At 30.4% G+C, this 17,452-nt stretch carries 17 protein-coding genes and 1 other RNA gene; 13 read left to right on the forward strand and 5 right to left on the reverse strand.

Features of this window, described 5'->3' with window-relative positions; all coding sequences use genetic code 11:
* Positions 1 to 182: 182 nt before the first annotated feature.
* Positions 183 to 383 carry a hypothetical protein gene (locus INR78_RS11450; protein WP_027879928.1) on the forward strand — a complete coding sequence of 67 codons (201 nt, stop codon included), beginning with the start codon at positions 183 to 185 and terminating at the stop codon, positions 381 to 383.
* Between the two features lie 2 nt (positions 384 to 385).
* On the forward strand, positions 386 to 937 hold the full coding sequence (locus INR78_RS11455) for a Smr/MutS family protein (protein ID WP_223076618.1): 552 nt from the start codon (positions 386 to 388) through the stop codon (positions 935 to 937).
* Here INR78_RS11455 and INR78_RS11460 read toward each other — a convergent pair whose 3' ends face one another.
* Positions 938 to 1,885 (reverse strand): hypothetical protein, encoded by a 948-nt coding sequence (locus INR78_RS11460; protein WP_223076619.1) that lies wholly within the window; start codon positions 1,883 to 1,885, stop codon positions 938 to 940.
* A gap of 109 nt (positions 1,886 to 1,994) precedes the next feature.
* On the opposite strand from INR78_RS11460, the gene INR78_RS11465 reads away from it, so the two are divergent.
* The 3 genes from INR78_RS11465 (at position 1,995) to INR78_RS11475 (ending at position 5,621) form a co-directional block, all read left to right on the forward strand.
* The gene (locus tag INR78_RS11465; protein ID WP_223076620.1) at positions 1,995 to 3,134 is read left to right on the forward strand and encodes a cysteine desulfurase family protein; all 1,140 of its coding nucleotides are present in this window, start codon (positions 1,995 to 1,997) and stop codon (positions 3,132 to 3,134) included.
* 15 nt (positions 3,135 to 3,149) lie between these two features.
* Positions 3,150 to 3,932 carry an alpha/beta fold hydrolase gene (locus INR78_RS11470; protein WP_223076621.1) on the forward strand — a complete coding sequence of 261 codons (783 nt, stop codon included), beginning with the start codon at positions 3,150 to 3,152 and terminating at the stop codon, positions 3,930 to 3,932.
* A 252-nt stretch (positions 3,933 to 4,184) separates the two neighbouring features.
* The gene (locus INR78_RS11475) at positions 4,185 to 5,621 is read left to right on the forward strand and encodes a cell wall anchor protein (protein WP_223076622.1); all 1,437 of its coding nucleotides are present in this window, start codon (positions 4,185 to 4,187) and stop codon (positions 5,619 to 5,621) included.
* Here INR78_RS11475 and INR78_RS11480 read toward each other — a convergent pair.
* Both INR78_RS11480 and INR78_RS11485 read right to left on the reverse strand, forming a co-directional pair.
* Positions 5,618 to 8,083 carry a carboxypeptidase-like regulatory domain-containing protein gene (locus tag INR78_RS11480; protein WP_223076623.1) on the reverse strand — a complete coding sequence of 822 codons (2,466 nt, stop codon included), beginning with the start codon at positions 8,081 to 8,083 and terminating at the stop codon, positions 5,618 to 5,620. The two genes, INR78_RS11475 and INR78_RS11480, sit on opposite strands and share 4 nt — an antisense overlap.
* Positions 8,084 to 8,095: 12 nt before the next feature.
* Complete coding sequence (locus tag INR78_RS11485) at positions 8,096 to 9,727, reverse strand: M23 family metallopeptidase (RefSeq protein WP_255593071.1); 1,632 nt, start codon at positions 9,725 to 9,727, stop codon at positions 8,096 to 8,098.
* Between the two features lie 232 nt (positions 9,728 to 9,959).
* Here INR78_RS11485 and INR78_RS11490 point away from each other — a divergent pair, with 232 nt between their 5' ends.
* The 4 genes from INR78_RS11490 to rny all read left to right on the forward strand — a co-directional run bounded on the left by INR78_RS11490 (position 9,960) and on the right by rny (position 12,360).
* A complete protein-coding gene (locus INR78_RS11490) occupies positions 9,960 to 10,250 on the forward strand; it encodes a hypothetical protein (protein ID WP_027879936.1) in 291 nt (96 codons plus the stop codon).
* A gap of 13 nt (positions 10,251 to 10,263) precedes the next feature.
* Entirely contained in the window at positions 10,264 to 10,557 is a 294-nt protein-coding gene (locus INR78_RS11495; RefSeq protein WP_027879937.1) for a cell division protein ZapA, read from the forward strand.
* A 63-nt stretch (positions 10,558 to 10,620) separates the two neighbouring features.
* A non-coding RNA gene (gene ssrS / locus INR78_RS11500) (6S RNA) lies at positions 10,621 to 10,739 on the forward strand.
* A gap of 49 nt (positions 10,740 to 10,788) precedes the next feature.
* Positions 10,789 to 12,360 carry a ribonuclease Y gene (rny, locus tag INR78_RS11505; protein WP_106678372.1) on the forward strand — a complete coding sequence of 524 codons (1,572 nt, stop codon included), beginning with the start codon at positions 10,789 to 10,791 and terminating at the stop codon, positions 12,358 to 12,360.
* 39 nt (positions 12,361 to 12,399) lie between these two features.
* Here rny and INR78_RS11510 read toward each other — a convergent pair whose 3' ends face one another.
* Both INR78_RS11510 and xerD read right to left on the reverse strand, forming a co-directional pair.
* Positions 12,400 to 13,551, reverse strand: coding sequence for an ATP-binding protein (locus INR78_RS11510; protein ID WP_223076625.1), 1,152 nt, complete (start codon positions 13,549 to 13,551; stop codon positions 12,400 to 12,402).
* Between the two features lie 108 nt (positions 13,552 to 13,659).
* A complete protein-coding gene (gene xerD / locus INR78_RS11515) occupies positions 13,660 to 14,556 on the reverse strand; it encodes a site-specific tyrosine recombinase XerD (protein WP_223076626.1) in 897 nt (298 codons plus the stop codon).
* Between the two features lie 155 nt (positions 14,557 to 14,711).
* On the opposite strand from xerD, the gene INR78_RS11520 reads away from it, so the two are divergent.
* The 4 genes from INR78_RS11520 to INR78_RS11535 all read left to right on the forward strand — a co-directional run bounded on the left by INR78_RS11520 (position 14,712) and on the right by INR78_RS11535 (position 17,396).
* Positions 14,712 to 15,230 carry a hypothetical protein gene (locus INR78_RS11520; RefSeq protein WP_223076627.1) on the forward strand — a complete coding sequence of 173 codons (519 nt, stop codon included), beginning with the start codon at positions 14,712 to 14,714 and terminating at the stop codon, positions 15,228 to 15,230.
* A 217-nt stretch (positions 15,231 to 15,447) separates the two neighbouring features.
* A complete protein-coding gene (locus tag INR78_RS11525; RefSeq protein WP_027879942.1) occupies positions 15,448 to 16,083 on the forward strand; it encodes an OmpW family outer membrane protein in 636 nt (211 codons plus the stop codon).
* An 84-nt stretch (positions 16,084 to 16,167) separates the two neighbouring features.
* On the forward strand, positions 16,168 to 16,584 hold the full coding sequence (gene aroQ, locus INR78_RS11530) for a type II 3-dehydroquinate dehydratase (protein ID WP_027879943.1): 417 nt from the start codon (positions 16,168 to 16,170) through the stop codon (positions 16,582 to 16,584).
* A gap of 179 nt (positions 16,585 to 16,763) precedes the next feature.
* Positions 16,764 to 17,396 (forward strand): porin family protein, encoded by a 633-nt coding sequence (locus tag INR78_RS11535; RefSeq protein WP_223076628.1) that lies wholly within the window; start codon positions 16,764 to 16,766, stop codon positions 17,394 to 17,396.
* The last annotated feature ends 56 nt before the right edge of the window (positions 17,397 to 17,452 follow it).

The following is a 17,452-nucleotide window of genomic DNA, read 5'->3' on the forward strand; positions in this document are numbered from 1 at the left end:
TTTGGCACACACAAAATTACTAAAAACAACTCTGGTTGAGCATTTTAGTCGGTCAATTAAAGCTATTTTTAGACGAAATACTAGTTTTTTAGGTTTAATGCATAAAATGACTATTTGATAAACATCTTTTAATACTAGTTTCTTTATTTAAATCTTTTATTTTTGTTTTAAGTTATATTTAAATGAATAAAAATTACCTTTTTATAATTATCGGAGGCGCTATTTCTTTCTATGCAAATGCTACGGAAAAACAAAACGTATTTTTGTTAGTGATAGGTATTGTAATTTTAATGTTTGGTATCTATAAGCTACAAGCAACAATACCAAGTAGAAAGAAAAATGAAACTTATATAAAATCTGAAAAAATAGACGAAGAAGAATAGTAATGCTAAAAATTGGCGATAAAGTAGATGTTTTAGACGATGTACTTTCGGGTACTATAGTTGCTATTAATGGTAACATGGTTACTATTGAAACTAATGAAGGTTTTGATCTTGATTTTAAAGCTAATGAGTTAGTTAAAATAGGTTCAAAATCTATAAATCAAGATGCTTTTAAGCTAGCTAGTGTTAATGAGATTTTAAAAGAAAAAACTGAAAAGAAACGATACAACAACACACAAAAAATAAAGCCTAAGCAACGTTATCAACCAAAACTAGAAGTAGACTTACACTTGCACAAATTAATTGATAACGAACGTGGGATGAGTAACTATGATAAGTTAAACCTTCAACTAGATACTGCAAGGCGACAATTAGAATTTGCTATAAAAAAACGCATTCAAAAAGTCGTGTTTATTCACGGAGTTGGTGAAGGCGTTTTAAAAATGGAGTTAGAAACTCTTTTTAGTCGATATGACAATATTAAATACTACGATGCTGACTATAAGAAATATGGTCTAGGTGCAACAGAAGTTTATATTTATCAAAACAGCTAATTACAATTCTGGTTGTAATGTTCTGCTAGTACTTAAGTCTACATCTGTAGCTTGGGTTAAAGTCCCAAAGTCATAGGTTTGATATTGAAAAGTGCCAAAGTCAATATTGTAGGCTGTCATAGTAATTGTAAACGTATCGTAAACCGTATGTTGTCGGTATGATGTTGCTAGTAAAGTATCAAAGACTTCGTCATTTAAATAATCAGGACCAGCGTTTGGATCTGTAATATCGTTTGTTGGGTTATTGTCTTGAGTCGTAGCGTTTTCTTCATTAATGGTTAACACACCATCATCATCATCATCATTATCTCTGTAATTAGGTATACCGTCATCGTCTGTGTCTAACGCATTTGCATCAAGATCTGCTAAGGACATACCGTCTTCAAAAGTAACACCTTCACTAACAGTTAAAACATTATCTCCATCATCGTCAACATCCATATAGTTTGGTATGCCATCACCATCTGTATCGTCGTCATTTAAATCTCCATTTCCATTTAAATCTTCTAAGTATGCAGGGATACCATCGTTATCATCTTCAGCTAATGCAACAAAAAATGTAAAATCGCCACTAGAAGAGTAATCTTCGGTAATTTGAATGTTATCAGGTGGTACATCGTTACAAAAAATTCCGTCTGTAGAAGATGCGTAACTTCTATATCTAAACGTACGGTTTCCTCCAACATCAGCTTGAGTATATTCTGTATTAGCTAATAGTAGTCTGTTTGGATTGTCAGGATGTTCAATAACTTCAATTAAGTCGTTCATAACAAAATTACTACCAGTAATTTGTAGTGATAGGCTTTGGCTAGTATTAGTTTTAAAAATAACTAAATCACCACAAGCTTCAAAAGTTTCATCAAACTCTAATTCGCTAGTAATTATATCTCCATCATCACAGTTAAATAAAGATAAACAAAGTATAGATAAAGCAACTATTTTGCGCATAATTTCAATTTTAAAAAACAAAAATAACAGAATTACCAAACTTATAACGTAAGCATTAACAATTAATTTTATTTAAAGTATTTTTGCACATAATTAAAGTGAATTTTAGATGAAATCTGTTTACCTAGATAATGCCGCTACGACTGCAATTTTACCAGAAGTTATCAATACAATGACAGAAGTTTTAACAAACACCTTTGGTAACCCATCTTCTACACATAATTATGGTCGTAATGCTAAAGCAATTGTAGAACAAGCAAGAAAAACAATAGCAAAGCAATTAAACGTGTCTTCTTCTGAAATTATTTTTACTTCTGGTGGTACTGAAGCTGATAATTTAATACTTCAAAGTGCGGTTAAAGATTTAGGTGTAAAAACTATAATTACTACAAAAATCGAACATCATGCTGTTTTAAATACAATTATTTATTTAAGTGAACATTATGATGTAGAAATAATCTATTTAGATCTAGATGAAAGCGGGCAAATTAATTACAATCAGTTAGGTGAGTTTTTAAATAACAAAGACAATGTTTTAGTTAGTCTAATGCATGTTAATAACGAAATTGGTAATATTTTAGATATTAAAATGGTTGCCAATTTATGTCAAGAAAATAAAGCATTATTCCATAGTGATACGGTACAATCTATAGGACATTACAACTTAGATTTACAAGACATAAAAGTAGATTTTGCGGCAGTAAGTGCGCACAAATTTCATGGACCAAAAGGTGTTGGTTTTGCTTTTATTAGAAAAAACTCAGGATTACATCCGATTATTTTTGGAGGCGAGCAGGAGCGAGGACAACGAGCTGGTACAGAAGCCTTGCATAATATAGCAGGATTAGAAAAAGCTTTTAAAATAGCTTATCAAAATCTTGAAGCAGATAAAACATATATAACAAATCTTAAAAGCTATTGTTTAAAACAATTAAAAAAAGAAATTCCTTCGGTAAAGTTTAATGGGCTTAGCGATACTATAGAAAATAGCGCTTACACTATAATAAATATGCGCTTACCAGAAATTTCTAAAGATGCAACTATGATTCAGTTTCATTTAGATTTAAAAGGAATAGCTTGTTCTCGTGGTAGCGCTTGTCAAAGCGGAAGCACAAAAAATAGTCACGTTTTAGAAGAAATATTAGCTAAAGAAGCGTTAAAAAAAGCATCATTACGTGTCTCTTTTAGTAAATTTAACACCAAAGAAGATGTTGATTATCTGGTTGATGTCTTAAAAGAATTATTTTAATATATTTAAAAAAGATTGCTTCATTATTCTACATTTATACATGGATCCTCTAAGGAATGGGTCACTTTTGTTCATGGAGCAGGAGGAAGCAGCTCTATTTGGTTTAAGCAAATACGGTCTTTTAGCAAAGAGTTTAATGTATTAATCTTAGATTTAAGAGGTCATGGAAATAGTAAACCGAAGTTAAAAGATACATTTAACTCTAAATATACGTTTGATAATATTACAAATGATATTGTTGAAGTTTTAAACCATGCGCAAATTAAAACATCTCATTTTGTAGGTATTTCTTTAGGTACTATTTTAATAAGAAATTTAGCCGAAAAGTATCCACATAGAGTAAAAAGCATGATTATGGGTGGTGCTATAATGAAATTAAATACGAGATCTCAGTTTTTAATTCGTCTAGGTAATTTTTTTAAAAGTGTTGTACCTTATCTATATTTATACAAGTTTTTTGCATTTATTATAATGCCAAGAAAAAACCATAAATCTTCAAGGCTATTGTTTGTTAATGAAGCTAAAAAGTTATGCCAAAAAGAATTTATAAGATGGTTTAAGTTAACTTCAGAAATTAATCCATTGTTGCGTTTCTTTAGAGCCAAAGACACAAAAACACCAACACTTTATGTAATGGGTGAAGAAGACCACTTATTTTTACCTTCGATTAGAAACTTAGTCTTAAATCAATCACATTCATCTTTATTTATAGTTGAAAATTGTGGACATGTTGTTAATGTAGAACAACCTGAAGTCTTTAACGCTATTACAATTCAATATATAAAAAATAAAATATAGTCTACTAACTATTTATTAAGTTTAGAAATGTTAGTTAGCAGATTATTCAATGTTTGATTATTAGAAAATCTACAAATTAATAATTAAAGATTTTTCTTACATATACCGTTTAATATCCTTGCAATTTTGTTAAAATATTAATAAAAACCAGTGTTTATAGGTGTTTGTAAGGATAATATGACATTTTTTTTTCTTCAAAAAAAGTAGTGTTTTGTAATTTTGTATCCCCTAAATTTTAATAAATCTACAGCTATGAGAAAAAAAATACTTTTTTTTATTTTTCTATTTACTTCTTTCTTTAATTATGCTCAAGTTGGAATAAATACATCATCTCCAGATCCATCATCTGTGTTAGATATTGTATCTACAACATCAGGTATGTTAGCTCCAAGAATGACTACAGTACAGCGTAACGCTATAGCTAGTCCTGCTAATGGATTATTAGTTTATGATACAGATTTAGGATTATTCTATTTTTATGATAATTCTTCTTGGAAACCTTTGTCTTCCTCACAACGTAATAATTACAAATTAATTAAAAGTGAAGCAGATTTAGCTGCCGAGTTAGTTGCTGGTAGTGGCACAACTTATCTTCTAGACTCTAACACATATTACGAAATTAATGGACTTATAACATTGTCTCATCCAATAGAGTTAAATAACGCCTATGTAGCAGGAGAAGATACTAATAATGATATTTTATTAAGGACTACAGGAAATATATTTGAAGGCGATACAGGTGGATCTGTTAGAAACTTAACTTTACAAGCTACTGCAGGTTCAGTTTTTAATTTATCTGAATTAACTAATACCCAAAATTTAATTTTTAGAGATGCTGTTATAGTTAGTTCTGCTTCAGTTGGTAGTATTTCAGGATTTAATTTTGTTTTTTTTAGTATTGTACAATATGTTGGTAATACTACAGGTATAGTTTTTACAAATATAAATCAATTACTTCTTAATTCTGAAGGTTGGGATAGGAGTAATTCAGGTACTTATCAAACCTTTGTTGGTAATTTTGAAGTTATAGTTAAGCAAGGTGGTTTTAGTGAAGTTGTTGGTGCTACAGCCGCAATAGATGTAGTAGGTATAACATCTTTATCTGGAGGAGGCACATTAAGAACTGTAGACTTTTTTGGAGGCGGTAATTATATAAATGGACCAGGAACTTATACTAATTACAATTTTAATACCGATTGGGATGTTGATTGTGCAGGAATACCAGTAGAAAAAGATGCAGTTGCAGCTGGTAATTTTTATTATAATGATGTAAATCCTTCTCCAACTGGTTTTACTCAAACAATTAATAATAACACAGCAGTAGAAATACAAGGTACAGGTCTTTTTTTAACGACTAACTTATTTAGGTTTGCTGCATCAGGAGGTAACAATAGATTGACTTATGAGGGATTAAAAAATCGTCAATTTCAAATAAATGCAAGTTTATCCATTAGAGTGACAGGAACATCAGGTGATTTTTATGCTTTCTATATCGCAAAAAATGGAGGTATATTAACTGAGTCTAGAGCTATTGTATATGTTGATAATAGTAGTACAATACAAAATATAGCTTTAAATGAGAATATTGATTTAAGTACTAATGATTATATAGAGTTATTCGTACAAAGATTAACTGGTTCAGGAAATGATAATTTAGTTGTATTTGCTGAAAATTTAAGTATAAACTAAAATCTCATAGTTGTTCTTACATTAAACACTCTTGGTGTTAAATAATTGGGTATAGAATATTGACGTTTACTGTACACATCTCTAACCCATGTGTTGGTTATAGAGTTTTGTACATTAAATACGTTAAATATTTCAAAGCCAAAAGACAATTCTTTAAACGGTTTTTTCCAACCACTATCAAATTGTTTGTTTTTATCAACTAATACAAATTGTAATCCGACATCTGCACGTTTGTAGTCTGGTAAGCGGTTTTGGTATACGTAAGGATCTGCATAACTTGGTGATCCACCAGGTAAACCTGTATTGTACACTAAATTTAAGTACATTTTCATGCTAGGTATGTTTGGTACATAATCTTGAAATAACGCAGCAAACTTTAGTCGCTGATCTGTTGGTCTAGGTATGTAGCCTCTATCATTGATATTTTCTTCTGTTTTTAAGTACCCAAAACTAAACCAACTTTCGGTACCTGGAACAAACTCTCCATTTAAACGTAAATCTAATCCGTATGCAAAAGCTTCTGCATTATTATTTGCTCTGTATCTTATTCTAACATTTTCTAGTGTGTAAGGATTAACATCTGTTAGTTTTTTGTAATATGCTTCACTAGTTAATTTAAAAGGTCTATCCCATATTTTAAAGCTGTAATCATTACCTACAACTAAATGAACCGATTTTTGTGCCTTAACATCTGCATTAACTACACCAAATCGATCACGTAATTCTCTGTAAAAAGGTGGTTGGTAATATAATCCTCCACTTATTCTAAACAGCATATCTTTATCCCAGTTAGGTTTTATGGCGAATTGCGCACGCGGAGAAAAAACAGATTGACTAACAGACTGATTGCTTAATGCATCATCTACGGTCCAACTATGACTTCTTACACCAGCATTGTACCAAACATCATGTTCGCCAATTTTACTACGTAAGCTCCATTGTACATATGCTTGCAGACGATTTATAACTGTACTATTAGTAGCTCTTACATTTTGATAAGCTTCTAAAGGACCTTGGTAAGGCTCATAAGGTTGCTCATTAAACGCATCAGAACTTGGCGGATTAATAGAAAAGCCTGCAGAATCTATGACTTCCCATTCTACTAAACGGTCTCTAATATCTTCATTTGTATATTTAATTGAAAACTTAAATTCGTTTTCATTTTTAGTGTAAGTTCCTTTTGCTTCTATGGTAGAAATTAACGCATCTAAATCGTTACGACCATGATTAAGTTGGCTTCCAATACCTTCTGCAAATTCGACTTCACCAAAATTATCATCACCAATATTACTGTTTACTTCACCTAAAGCATATTGTGCTAAAATGTCAAAATACTCTTCTTCAGTTGTGTGGTAAGTAGAGGTAACAAGGCTTAAGTCTAAATCGTCATTTACTTTATAATTAGCACTTAAAGCACCAAATAGTGTTTGGTATTGATCTTTTTCTTGTCCTTCGTACCTTACTATTAATGCTAATGGGTTATCTAATGTACCAAAGTTGGTTTGACGCGTAAGTGGTATGTAGTTGTATTTATTTAATGATGCATTACCTAAAAAACTAAGTTCAAATTTATCAGTAAATCTATAAGTAAAATAACTTTGAAGGTCTGCAAAAGTAGGGTTGAAGTTAGTTTCTGTTTCTTGAGCATCTACCAATAAACTATTATCTCGGTATCTTAAACCAACAATACCAGTAAATTTAGAGTCTTTACTAGCAGTTTCAACAGCTAAACTTCCACCTAGAAGACTTAAATTTGCTGCTACACCAAATTCGGTTGGCTTTTTATAAGTAATATCTAAAACTGAAGACAACTTATCACCATATTTCGCTTGAAATCCACCAGCAGAAAACTCGATATTACTCACTAAATCAGAATTAACAAAACTTAAACCTTCTTGTTGTCCAGATCTAATTAAAAACGGGCGATATACTTCAATACCATTAACATAGATAAGGTTTTCGTCATAGTTTCCTCCACGTACCGAGTATTGTGTACTTAACTCGTTGTTGCTACTTACGCCAGGTAAGGTTTTTAAAAGATTTTCTACACCAGCTTGTGCACCAGGAATTTTAATCAATGCATCTGGAGCTATTGTAATAATACCTTCTACATCTTTTCGTTTTTTACCATTTAAGACAACTGTAGATATTTGTACAGCATCTTGTTTCATTACAGGGTTAAATTCAAAAATCTCACCTTTTTTCAAATTAAATGTAGCTTCTACATTTTTAAATGATACATGAGAAAATACGACGGTAACATCTGTATTAGCAGGGATTTTTAAAGAGAAAAAACCGTTACTGTTAGTTTGTGTTCCTAAATCTCCACTTTTAATATTTACAGCATCTATGGGTTGATTAAATTCATCTAAAATCACACCATTTATAGTGGCTGTTTGCGCTAAAGCAACTATTGGTAGTAAGACAAAAAGAAGCTTTAAGGTTAGTTTTAGTTTTTTCAAAGGTTTAAAAATTTATTTTCGATGGAAAGTTGCTTCAAATGTAGTGCTATTTCCAACATTATCTGTTACAATAACTTTTAAATTGTTATTAGTATCTTTAACGACGTTATCTTTAAAATCGTGTACAAGCATATTGGTTTTATAGTCATACTCCATTAAAATCCATTTTCCGTTAACGGTAGCTCTGTAATTAGAAATACCACTTTGTTTATCTTGAATTTTAAGTTTTAAAAATCGATATTTACTCATCCACTTACCATCAGTAAAATTTACAGGTTTTATAGTAGGTGCAACTGTATCTCTTGCTAAACAATATGTTCCTAAGTTTTTAGTCCTAGTGTATAAAACGTTGTCTTTTTGTTTTGTAGAAGAGTAGCTTGGATAGTTATTCCAACCAACTAATCTAGCAATATAAACTTGTTTTAAATCTTCTGGAGAATAATCTGAAATATCATAATTTATTGTAAAGTACTTATTAGCAGCTCTGTTTTTATCATGTACATTTACAGTATCAGAATGTACTTGAAAGTCCATAAAAAAACTGTCGTAAAATGTTTCTTTAGGAATGTTAACGGTAATTTTATCCTTTTCTAAAATCACATTTTCTTCTCTGTTAATATAATATTGAGAGGTGAAGTTTGTCGAGGTTTCAGAAATAGGCGTTGTGTCTCCATTAATATTTAAGTCAATAATTGTTGTGTTACCTTCAAAATCTTCAACTTTAATTTTGTACAAAGACGCTATAGAATCGTAAACCATAACATAGCCATCATCTACTAAATTGTCATACATACTTAATGGGTTATTAGTATCTAAAAATAGTTTTTGAAGGCGTTCTTTTTTTTCAGAATAATGAGGATAATCGATTAAACGGTTAAGATGCTTCGTTTCATTAAAAGAAAAACGCTTAAAATTAATAGTAAAATTAGGCATGCCATTTAAAGCAGTTTCAATTTTGTAAACCCCATTTTTATTTGCGGCTAGGTCTTGTCTGTCTATAGTATTTATTGCAAAACCAATTTTGCCGTAAGCTTTTATGTCTTCAACTTTATAATCGCCATTTTGAAGCGGAATTAGTCGTAATTTTTGTTTTAAATTTGAATTATTAACATGTGATAATTCGTCAATAGGGTAGGCGTAGATGCTTTTTACAATTGGCTTTTTAGTGTCTTTAACTTTAATACCAAAAAGTAATGGGTTTATTGGACGTTCTTGATTATCTCTAATTTCGTAATGTAAATGTGGTCCGCCAGAGCTACCGGTATTACCAGAAAAAGCAATGACTTCTCCTTTGGTTAAAATGAGTTCGTTGTTAGAAGGAAAAACTTCAATCTCAAAAGATTCTTGATCATATTGTTTCTTTTTTATAAAACTTTCAATTTTATCAGAAAAGCGTTGTAAGTGTGCATAGACAGTTGTGTAACCGTTGGGATGAGTAATATAAAGTGCCTTACCATATCCAAAATGAGAAATTTTAATTCTGCTCACATAACCACTTGCTGTAGCATAAACTTTTAAACCTTCACGCTGTTTAGTTTTAATATCTAATCCAGAATGAAAATGATTGCTCCTAAGTTCTCCAAACGTACCAGCTAAAATAGTTTCGCCATCCAAAGGTGAAGCAAAATAATCTTGCGGGTACATATTTTGAGCATTGATAAAACTTGAAAAAAATAAAAAGAGAAATGTTATAATTCGCATAAAATACATGTTACTGCTAAAATAGAAATAAGGTTTTAATTAGCAAACAAAAATCAATAACTAGACCAACCAATTGATTTTTAAATACTTTTTTAAAAATAAAATTTTATGAAAAAACAATTGTATAATCCTACGGTTTGATTAACTTTGTAAGATAAGTATAGGTATTAGCAGAATGAGTAAAATTGAAGACATTGTTGATAATCTAGAGCAAAAAATTAGCAAAGTCTTAAAGAGACAGCAAGTTTTAAAAGCAGAAAATGCTAAGCTAAAAGAAGCATTGCAACAATCTCAATCAGTGTTAAAAGCCAAAGACCTAGAATTAGATAATTGGCAAGAAAAATATAATACACTTAAAATGGCTAACACCATACTTGGCAGTGACAATGATAAACGAGAAACAAAGCTCAAGATAAATGCATTAATTAGAGAAATTGACCATTGTATAAGTCAATTATCTAGTTAAAATATTAAGATTAATGGCAGACACACTAAAAATAAAGTTATCTATAGCAAATAGAGTGTATCCATTAACAATTGCACCAAGCCAAGAAGAAGGCTTACGATTAGCTGCAAAAAAAATTGAAGCTATGATAAAGCAATTTGAGCAAAGTTATTCTGTTAGAGATAAGCAAGATGTATTGGCAATGTGCGCATTACAATTTGCTAGTCAAGTAGAGCAGAGCATATTAGATAAAGAGTACGTGTCAGAACATGTTGAAGAAAAGTTAAAAGCCTTAAACAATATGTTAGACACACATTTAAGTTTATAAAGTAAAACGTTCATAACACATAAAATAATAGGTTACTGCCTACATTGATTATCTTTTTGAGAAACTCAACGTTAATTCTTTAAAAAGGGTGAGTTTAAGCTGTAAAAGCATGCTGCTAATACTATGTATTTGGGCAGATCCTTGATCAGTTTGTTAGCCCTAAACTTGTTTTTAAGGAGTTTTTTCAAAACAAAATTAATGTAGGCTTTTTTTATATATAATTAATCAACAATGGATAATACAATTTTAATAATTGCTGGTATTGCAATTGGAGCCTTAATAGGTTTTATTATTGCAAAAATGCTAGAACGAAGTAATGCATCAAAGCTAATTAAAAGTGCTAAAAAATCTGCAGCAGCTATTGTAAAAGAAGCAAATGCAGAAGGAGAAAGCATTAAAAAAGATAAAATTTTACAAGCTAAAGAAAAGTTTTTAGAGCTAAAGGCAGAGCATGAAAAAGTAATCATGAGCAGAGACAAGAAAATGTCTGATGCCGAAAAACGTATTAGAGATAAAGAATCTCAAGTATCAAGTGAGTTATCAAAAACTAAAAAACTTAACGCTCAAATCGAAGAAAAATCTATTGATTTTGATCACCGATTAGAAGTATTAGAAAAGAAACAATCAGAGCTTGATAGACTACATAAAAGTCAAGTAGAACAATTAGAAGTCATCTCTAGTTTATCTGCAGACGAAGCAAAACAACAGTTAGTAGAGTCCTTAAAAGGCGAAGCTAAAAGCGATGCTATGGCTTACATCCAAGATAAAATGGAAGAAGCTAAATTAACAGCGCAACAAGAAGCTAAAAAGATCATCATTAATACCATACAGCGTATTGGTACAGAAGAAGCAGTAGATAATTGCGTATCTGTATTTAATATAGAAAGTGATGACGTTAAAGGACGTATTATTGGTCGTGAAGGAAGAAACATTAGAGCTATAGAAGCAGCTACTGGAGTAGAAATTATTGTAGATGATACACCAGAAGCAATTATACTTTCTTGTTTTGACTCTGTAAGACGTGAAGTTGCACGTTTATCTTTACATAAATTAGTTACAGACGGACGTATACATCCAGCACGTATTGAAGAAGTTGTTAAAAAGACACAAAAACAAATAGAGCAGGAGATTATAGAAGTTGGTAAACGTACTGTTATAGACTTAGGTATTCATGGATTACATCCAGAATTAATTAAAATGGTTGGACGTATGAAGTATCGTTCTTCTTACGGTCAAAACTTATTACAACACTCTCGTGAAGTTGCTAAACTTTGTGGTGTAATGGCTGCAGAATTAGGCTTAAATCCTAAATTAGCTAAAAGAGCAGGTTTATTACATGATATAGGAAAAGTGCCAGATGCAGAAGCAGATATGGAAACACCTCATGCTATATTAGGTATGCAATGGGCAGAAAAATTTGGAGAAAAACCAGATGTGTGTAACGCAATTGGTGCTCACCATGACGAAATAGAGATGAAATCTTTATTATCACCAATTATTCAAGTTTGTGATGCTATATCTGGAGCAAGACCAGGAGCAAGACGACAAGTCTTAGATAGCTACATCCAAAGATTAAAAGATCTTGAAGAAATTGCTTTTGGTTTTAATGGTGTTAAAAAAGCTTATGCAATACAAGCAGGTAGAGAGCTACGTGTTATTGTAGAAAGCGAAAAAGTGAGCGACCAAAATGCTGCTGATTTATCATTTAATATTTCTCAAAAAATACAAACAGATATGACTTATCCTGGTCAAGTTAAAGTTACTGTTATTAGAGAAACTAGAGCAATTAATATTGCTAAATAAAAAATAATCTAATAATTAATAGATATAAAAAAATCCAGCTTAATGCTGGATTTTTTGATTTGGTAAGTGTAGCATAAAAGTTGTACCAACATTAATTTTGCTTTTAACATCTATAGTACCTCCAAAGGTTTCTAGTTGGTTTTTAACTAAATATAATCCAACTCCTTCTGCTTCTGGATTGTTATGAAAAGTCTTATAGAGTCCAAATAAATCTTCTTTAAATTTATCTAAATCTATCCCAATGCCATTATCTTTAACTGTTAGATTAGTATAATCATCTAAACATTCAGCAGAAATTAAAATTTCAGGATTTCTATCCGGATGTTTATATTTTATAGCATTAGTTACTAAATTTTGAATGATACTATATAGGTAAGACTTATTGAAATTGACTGTACATTTATTAGAAATGTTCACTGTAATATTAGCATGTTTTTCGGCAATTAAGTATTCTAAATCTTTTAAAACATTATTGACCTTTGTAACTAACTTAATGTCTTCTGTGGTTTCTTCTGGTTGGGATTGTATTGAAACGATTTCACTTAAATCATTAATAGTTTTTGTTAATGATTTTGATAAGGTTTTCATGTAACCTAACATTTCTGTTTTTTCTTTTACATCTTCAGCTTCATCATAAAGCTCTAGTAAACTTTCAAAATTTCCAGCATGTTGTTTTAGGTTGTGGGTAACAATGTGAGCAAAGTTTTGAAGTTTGCTATTTTTTTTAGCTATTAAATCTAGTGTTTCTTTAATTTTCTGTTCATTATCAGCATAATCTGTTATATCTACATGGGTACCAATAACTCTAGTAGCTTCTCCTAAACTATTTTTTTCTATATATTGACCGCGATCTAATACCCATCTGTAAGTACCATCTTTATGAAGTACACGATGTTTGTTTTCGTAAATAGGGAGTAAACCATTAACATGATCTTGAAAGTCTTTATAATATTGGTCTCTGTCTTCTGGGTGAACACGATCATTCCAATCGCTTACATTAAAGCCGAAGGAATCATCATCCTCAAACCCTATTATAGCTTTTGAAGGTTTAGAAAAGAAAACTTTGTTTTCTTTTGCATCAAAATCCCAAATACCAACTTTTGAAATCTCTAAGGCTAATTGCCATTTTACATCTTCAATATGTTGATTATTTGAGTGTTTTAACTTAAGTTCTTTTAATAACTGTGACATACAGGTTGTACTGTTGTGTTAATTTTAAGACTAAGTTAGTGTAAGGGATTCTGAACAAATATATTCAACATATGTTGAAATTCAAAAAATAATCGATAAAGTACAACTTTACTTTCTTGGATGAAAATTGTTAATTACTTCTGTTAATTGACTTCTGTCTATGTGTGTGTATATTTCGGTAGTTGTTATACTTTCATGACCAAGCATTAATTGTATAGCTCTTAAATCTGCTCCGTTTTCTAATAAATGTGTAGCAAAACTATGTCTAAATGTATGAGGTGAAATTGTTTTTTGAAGATTGATTGTTTTAGCCAGGTTTTTAATAATTGTAAAAATCATAGCTCTTGTAAGCTGTTTACCTCTTCGGTTTAAAAATAATATGTCAGAATGTTCTGGATTGATGTTTAAGTGGTTTCTAATTTCGTTTTTATAAATGTCAATATATTTTTGAGTATGTTCCATTATAGGTACAAAACGTTGTTTGTCTCCTTTACCTGTAACTTTTATAAACCCTTCATTAAAAAATAAATCAGATATTTTTAGGTTTATTAGCTCGCTAACTCTTAATCCACAACCATAAAGTGTTTCTAAAATTGCTTTATTGCGTGTGCCTTGCGGATGACTTAAATCTATAGCGGCAATTAGTTTGTTAATATCATTTAAAGATAAGGTGTCGGGTATTTTTCTTCCTATTTTAGGCGCTTCTATGTGGTCTGTAGGATTGTCATCTCTGTAATTTTCAAAAACTAAATAATTAAAAAAACCTTTTAAACCAGAAATTAATCTAGACTGAGATCTAGCATTAAGTTGTTTTGCAGTTTGATACACAAACTCTTTAATAGTTTCTTTAGAAATATTTACAGGACTGTCACCACTATTATTTTCTTTTAAAAAAACTATTAGTTTTTCAACATCTAAAACATAACTATTTATAGTGTTATCTGATAAACCACGTTCTATTTTAAGATATGTAGAAAAATCTGTTTTAGCTTGTGTCCAATTCATTATGTAAAAATAAGTATAATAATAATATCTACTTTATGTGTTTATTATATTGCATAAATGTTAAAAACTTTGTTAATTAATTGTTTAATATGTAAAAATCAATACAAAAAAATTAATAGATTAGTATTATTAATCAAATTATTAAATCATTAATTATGAAAAAATTATTTTTTTTAGCTGCTTTTGCAGTATTCGGATTATCAACGATGAGTGCACAAGATTCTGACAACGGATCATCTGCTTTATCAGAAGGATCGTGGTTAATAGAAGTTAACACAGGTTCTTGGGCAACAGGAAGTACAGCATTTTCATTAACTTCTATTGACGGTAACACTGCTTGGTCTGCTGGAGCAGAAGCGGGTTATTTTGTAATAGATAACTTAGCTATAAAAGCAGGATTAGGATATGCTGATGACGGTTTTAATGACGGAATATTTGCTTACAAAGTAGGCGCAAAATATTATGTAGATGGTGAATTTCCTTTAGGTGTTGATTTTACTGGTATTTCTCAAGATGGAGAAAGTGCAAACTGGGTAGGTTTACAAGGTGGTTATGCTTGGTTTGTAGCACCTAATGTAAGTATTGAACCTACATTAAGGTATAATTTAACTTTAGATGACCAAAAGGCAGAAAGCGCTTTTCAAGGTTTAATTGGATTTGCTTTTCACTTCTAATCTATTAGATATTAATAACTTAAAAACCGAAGCAATTGCTTCGGTTTTTTTATTTATATAATCAAGTATATTTTGACATATTTTTAAATTAGAATCATAACTAATTAAGTATTAGGTTTGTAGGAAAATTTGTAAATTTTTAACTGTTTTTTTCTTGTTTGATAGGTTAACCTAGTTTAATTTTGCCGCCTCAAATCAATAAATGAAAATTTAAATTATGAAAAAATTATTATTCGCAGCTGCATTAGTAGCATTTGGATTTACAGCTAACGCTCAAGAAGAACAAACTTTCGGATTTGCAGAAGGTGATGTTATTGTAGAAGGAAACTTAGGTTTTAATTCAGAAAATGATAAGAATACAGAAATCGAAACTTCTGCATTTGAGTTTAATCCAAAAGTTGGTTACTTTTTATCTGATGACTTAGCTGTTGGTGTTCAATTAATGTTAGATACAGACAAAGAAACTGATGGAATGGCAGATACTGAAACTAAAACAACTACTTTTGGTGCAGGTGTATTTGCTCGTTACTATTTCTTAGATTTAGGAAAGCGTTTTAAAACTTATGGTGAGTTTGGTGTAGGTTTTGATTCTGCTAAAACAGAAGTAGAAGTTCCTGGTGTTGATGTTGATGATTTCAAAACTAACGGAATTGGAGCTGGTTTAGGTTTAGGTTTAAACTACTTCGTAAAAGAAAATATTGCAATTAACTTTGCTTTAACTGATGTTTTATCTTTTAGATCTGATAAAGCAGATGTTGATGGTGCAGAAGCAGTAACTTCTTTTAACGGTAACTTAAACGTATTTAACAACTTCTTCCAAACTGCTCAGTTTGGTTTAACTTGGAAGTTCTAATTATAAGAAATTATAATAACAAAGTATTAAACCGAAGCCCAGTGCTTCGGTTTTTTTATGCGTTTATTTTTGTACTTTTACCTTATGAAAAAACTAATTATCATTAATGGACCTAATTTAAACTTATTAGGTAAAAGAGAACCTAATGTTTACGGTAACTTGTCTTTTACAGAGTTTTTAGATACAATTAAAAATAAGTATTCTAATGTTTCTTTAGAACATTTTCAGTCTAATGTAGAAGGAGAGATTATAAATAAAATACAAGATGTAGGTTTTGACTATGATGGTATTATTTTAAATGCAGCAGCTTACACACATACTTCAGTTGGTATTGGCGATGCAGTAAAAGCCATACAAACTCCAGTTGTAGAAGTGCATATTTCTAACACATTTGGAAGAGAAGAGTTTAGACATCACTCTTTTATTTCGCCTAATGCCAAAGGTGTTATTTTAGGGTTTGGTTTGCAAAGTTATGAACTAGCAATACAAAGTTTTCTTTAGTATATTTTAACGCATTTTTAGTAAAATTTCTAAACAAATATTAAATATTTAAAGCAAATCTACTCTCTATATTAAAAACAGTTAAAAGCGATGCTTTTACTGTTAAACCATGTTAATAAAGCATCTGAATAATTAAGGTCTTCGTAATTTCATTGTATAAACCAAAAAAAATGAATACAATGAAAAAATTAATTTTAAGTACTGCCGTATTATTATCTAGCTTAACTTTTATGAATGCGCAGTCAGATTCAAAAGCTGTTCAATTAGGTGTAAAAGGAGGCGTTAACTCTTCTACAATTAGCGGAGATGATGTTGGTGATTTATCGTCAAGAACAAGTTTTAATGCAGGTTTAGTAGCCGAAATTCCTATTTCTGAACGTGTTTCTTTTCAACCAGAGGTTTTTTATTCAGGTCAAGGATTTGATATTCAAGAAATAGATCAAGATAATGTTTTTGATACTGATGATAATATAGAATATCAATTAGATTATGTTCAAGTACCTTTATTATTAAAAGTTTATTTAGTAGAAGGATTATCTGTAGAAGCCGGACCGCAATTTGGCTTTAAGGTAAATGAAGAAATTGATTATCAACCAAACGATAACGCAGGAGATATAGATATTGAAGATAGTAATGTAAAAGACTTTGATACAAGTGTAGCTTTAGGTGCTGCATATAAGTTTAATAATGGCTTTTTTATTAGCGGTCGTTATAACTTTGGTGTTACAGATATATTTGAAGATGGTACTGTCTTTGAAAACGTAGACGCTAAAAACGAGGTATGGCAATTTGGTGTTGGATTTATGTTTTAATACATTATCAATCTTACTAAATAAAAAAGGTTCCAGAATTTCTGGAACCTTTTTTA

The organism is Mesoflavibacter sp. SCSIO 43206, assembly GCF_019904215.1.
Classification (GTDB): domain Bacteria; phylum Bacteroidota; class Bacteroidia; order Flavobacteriales; family Flavobacteriaceae; genus Mesoflavibacter; species Mesoflavibacter zeaxanthinifaciens.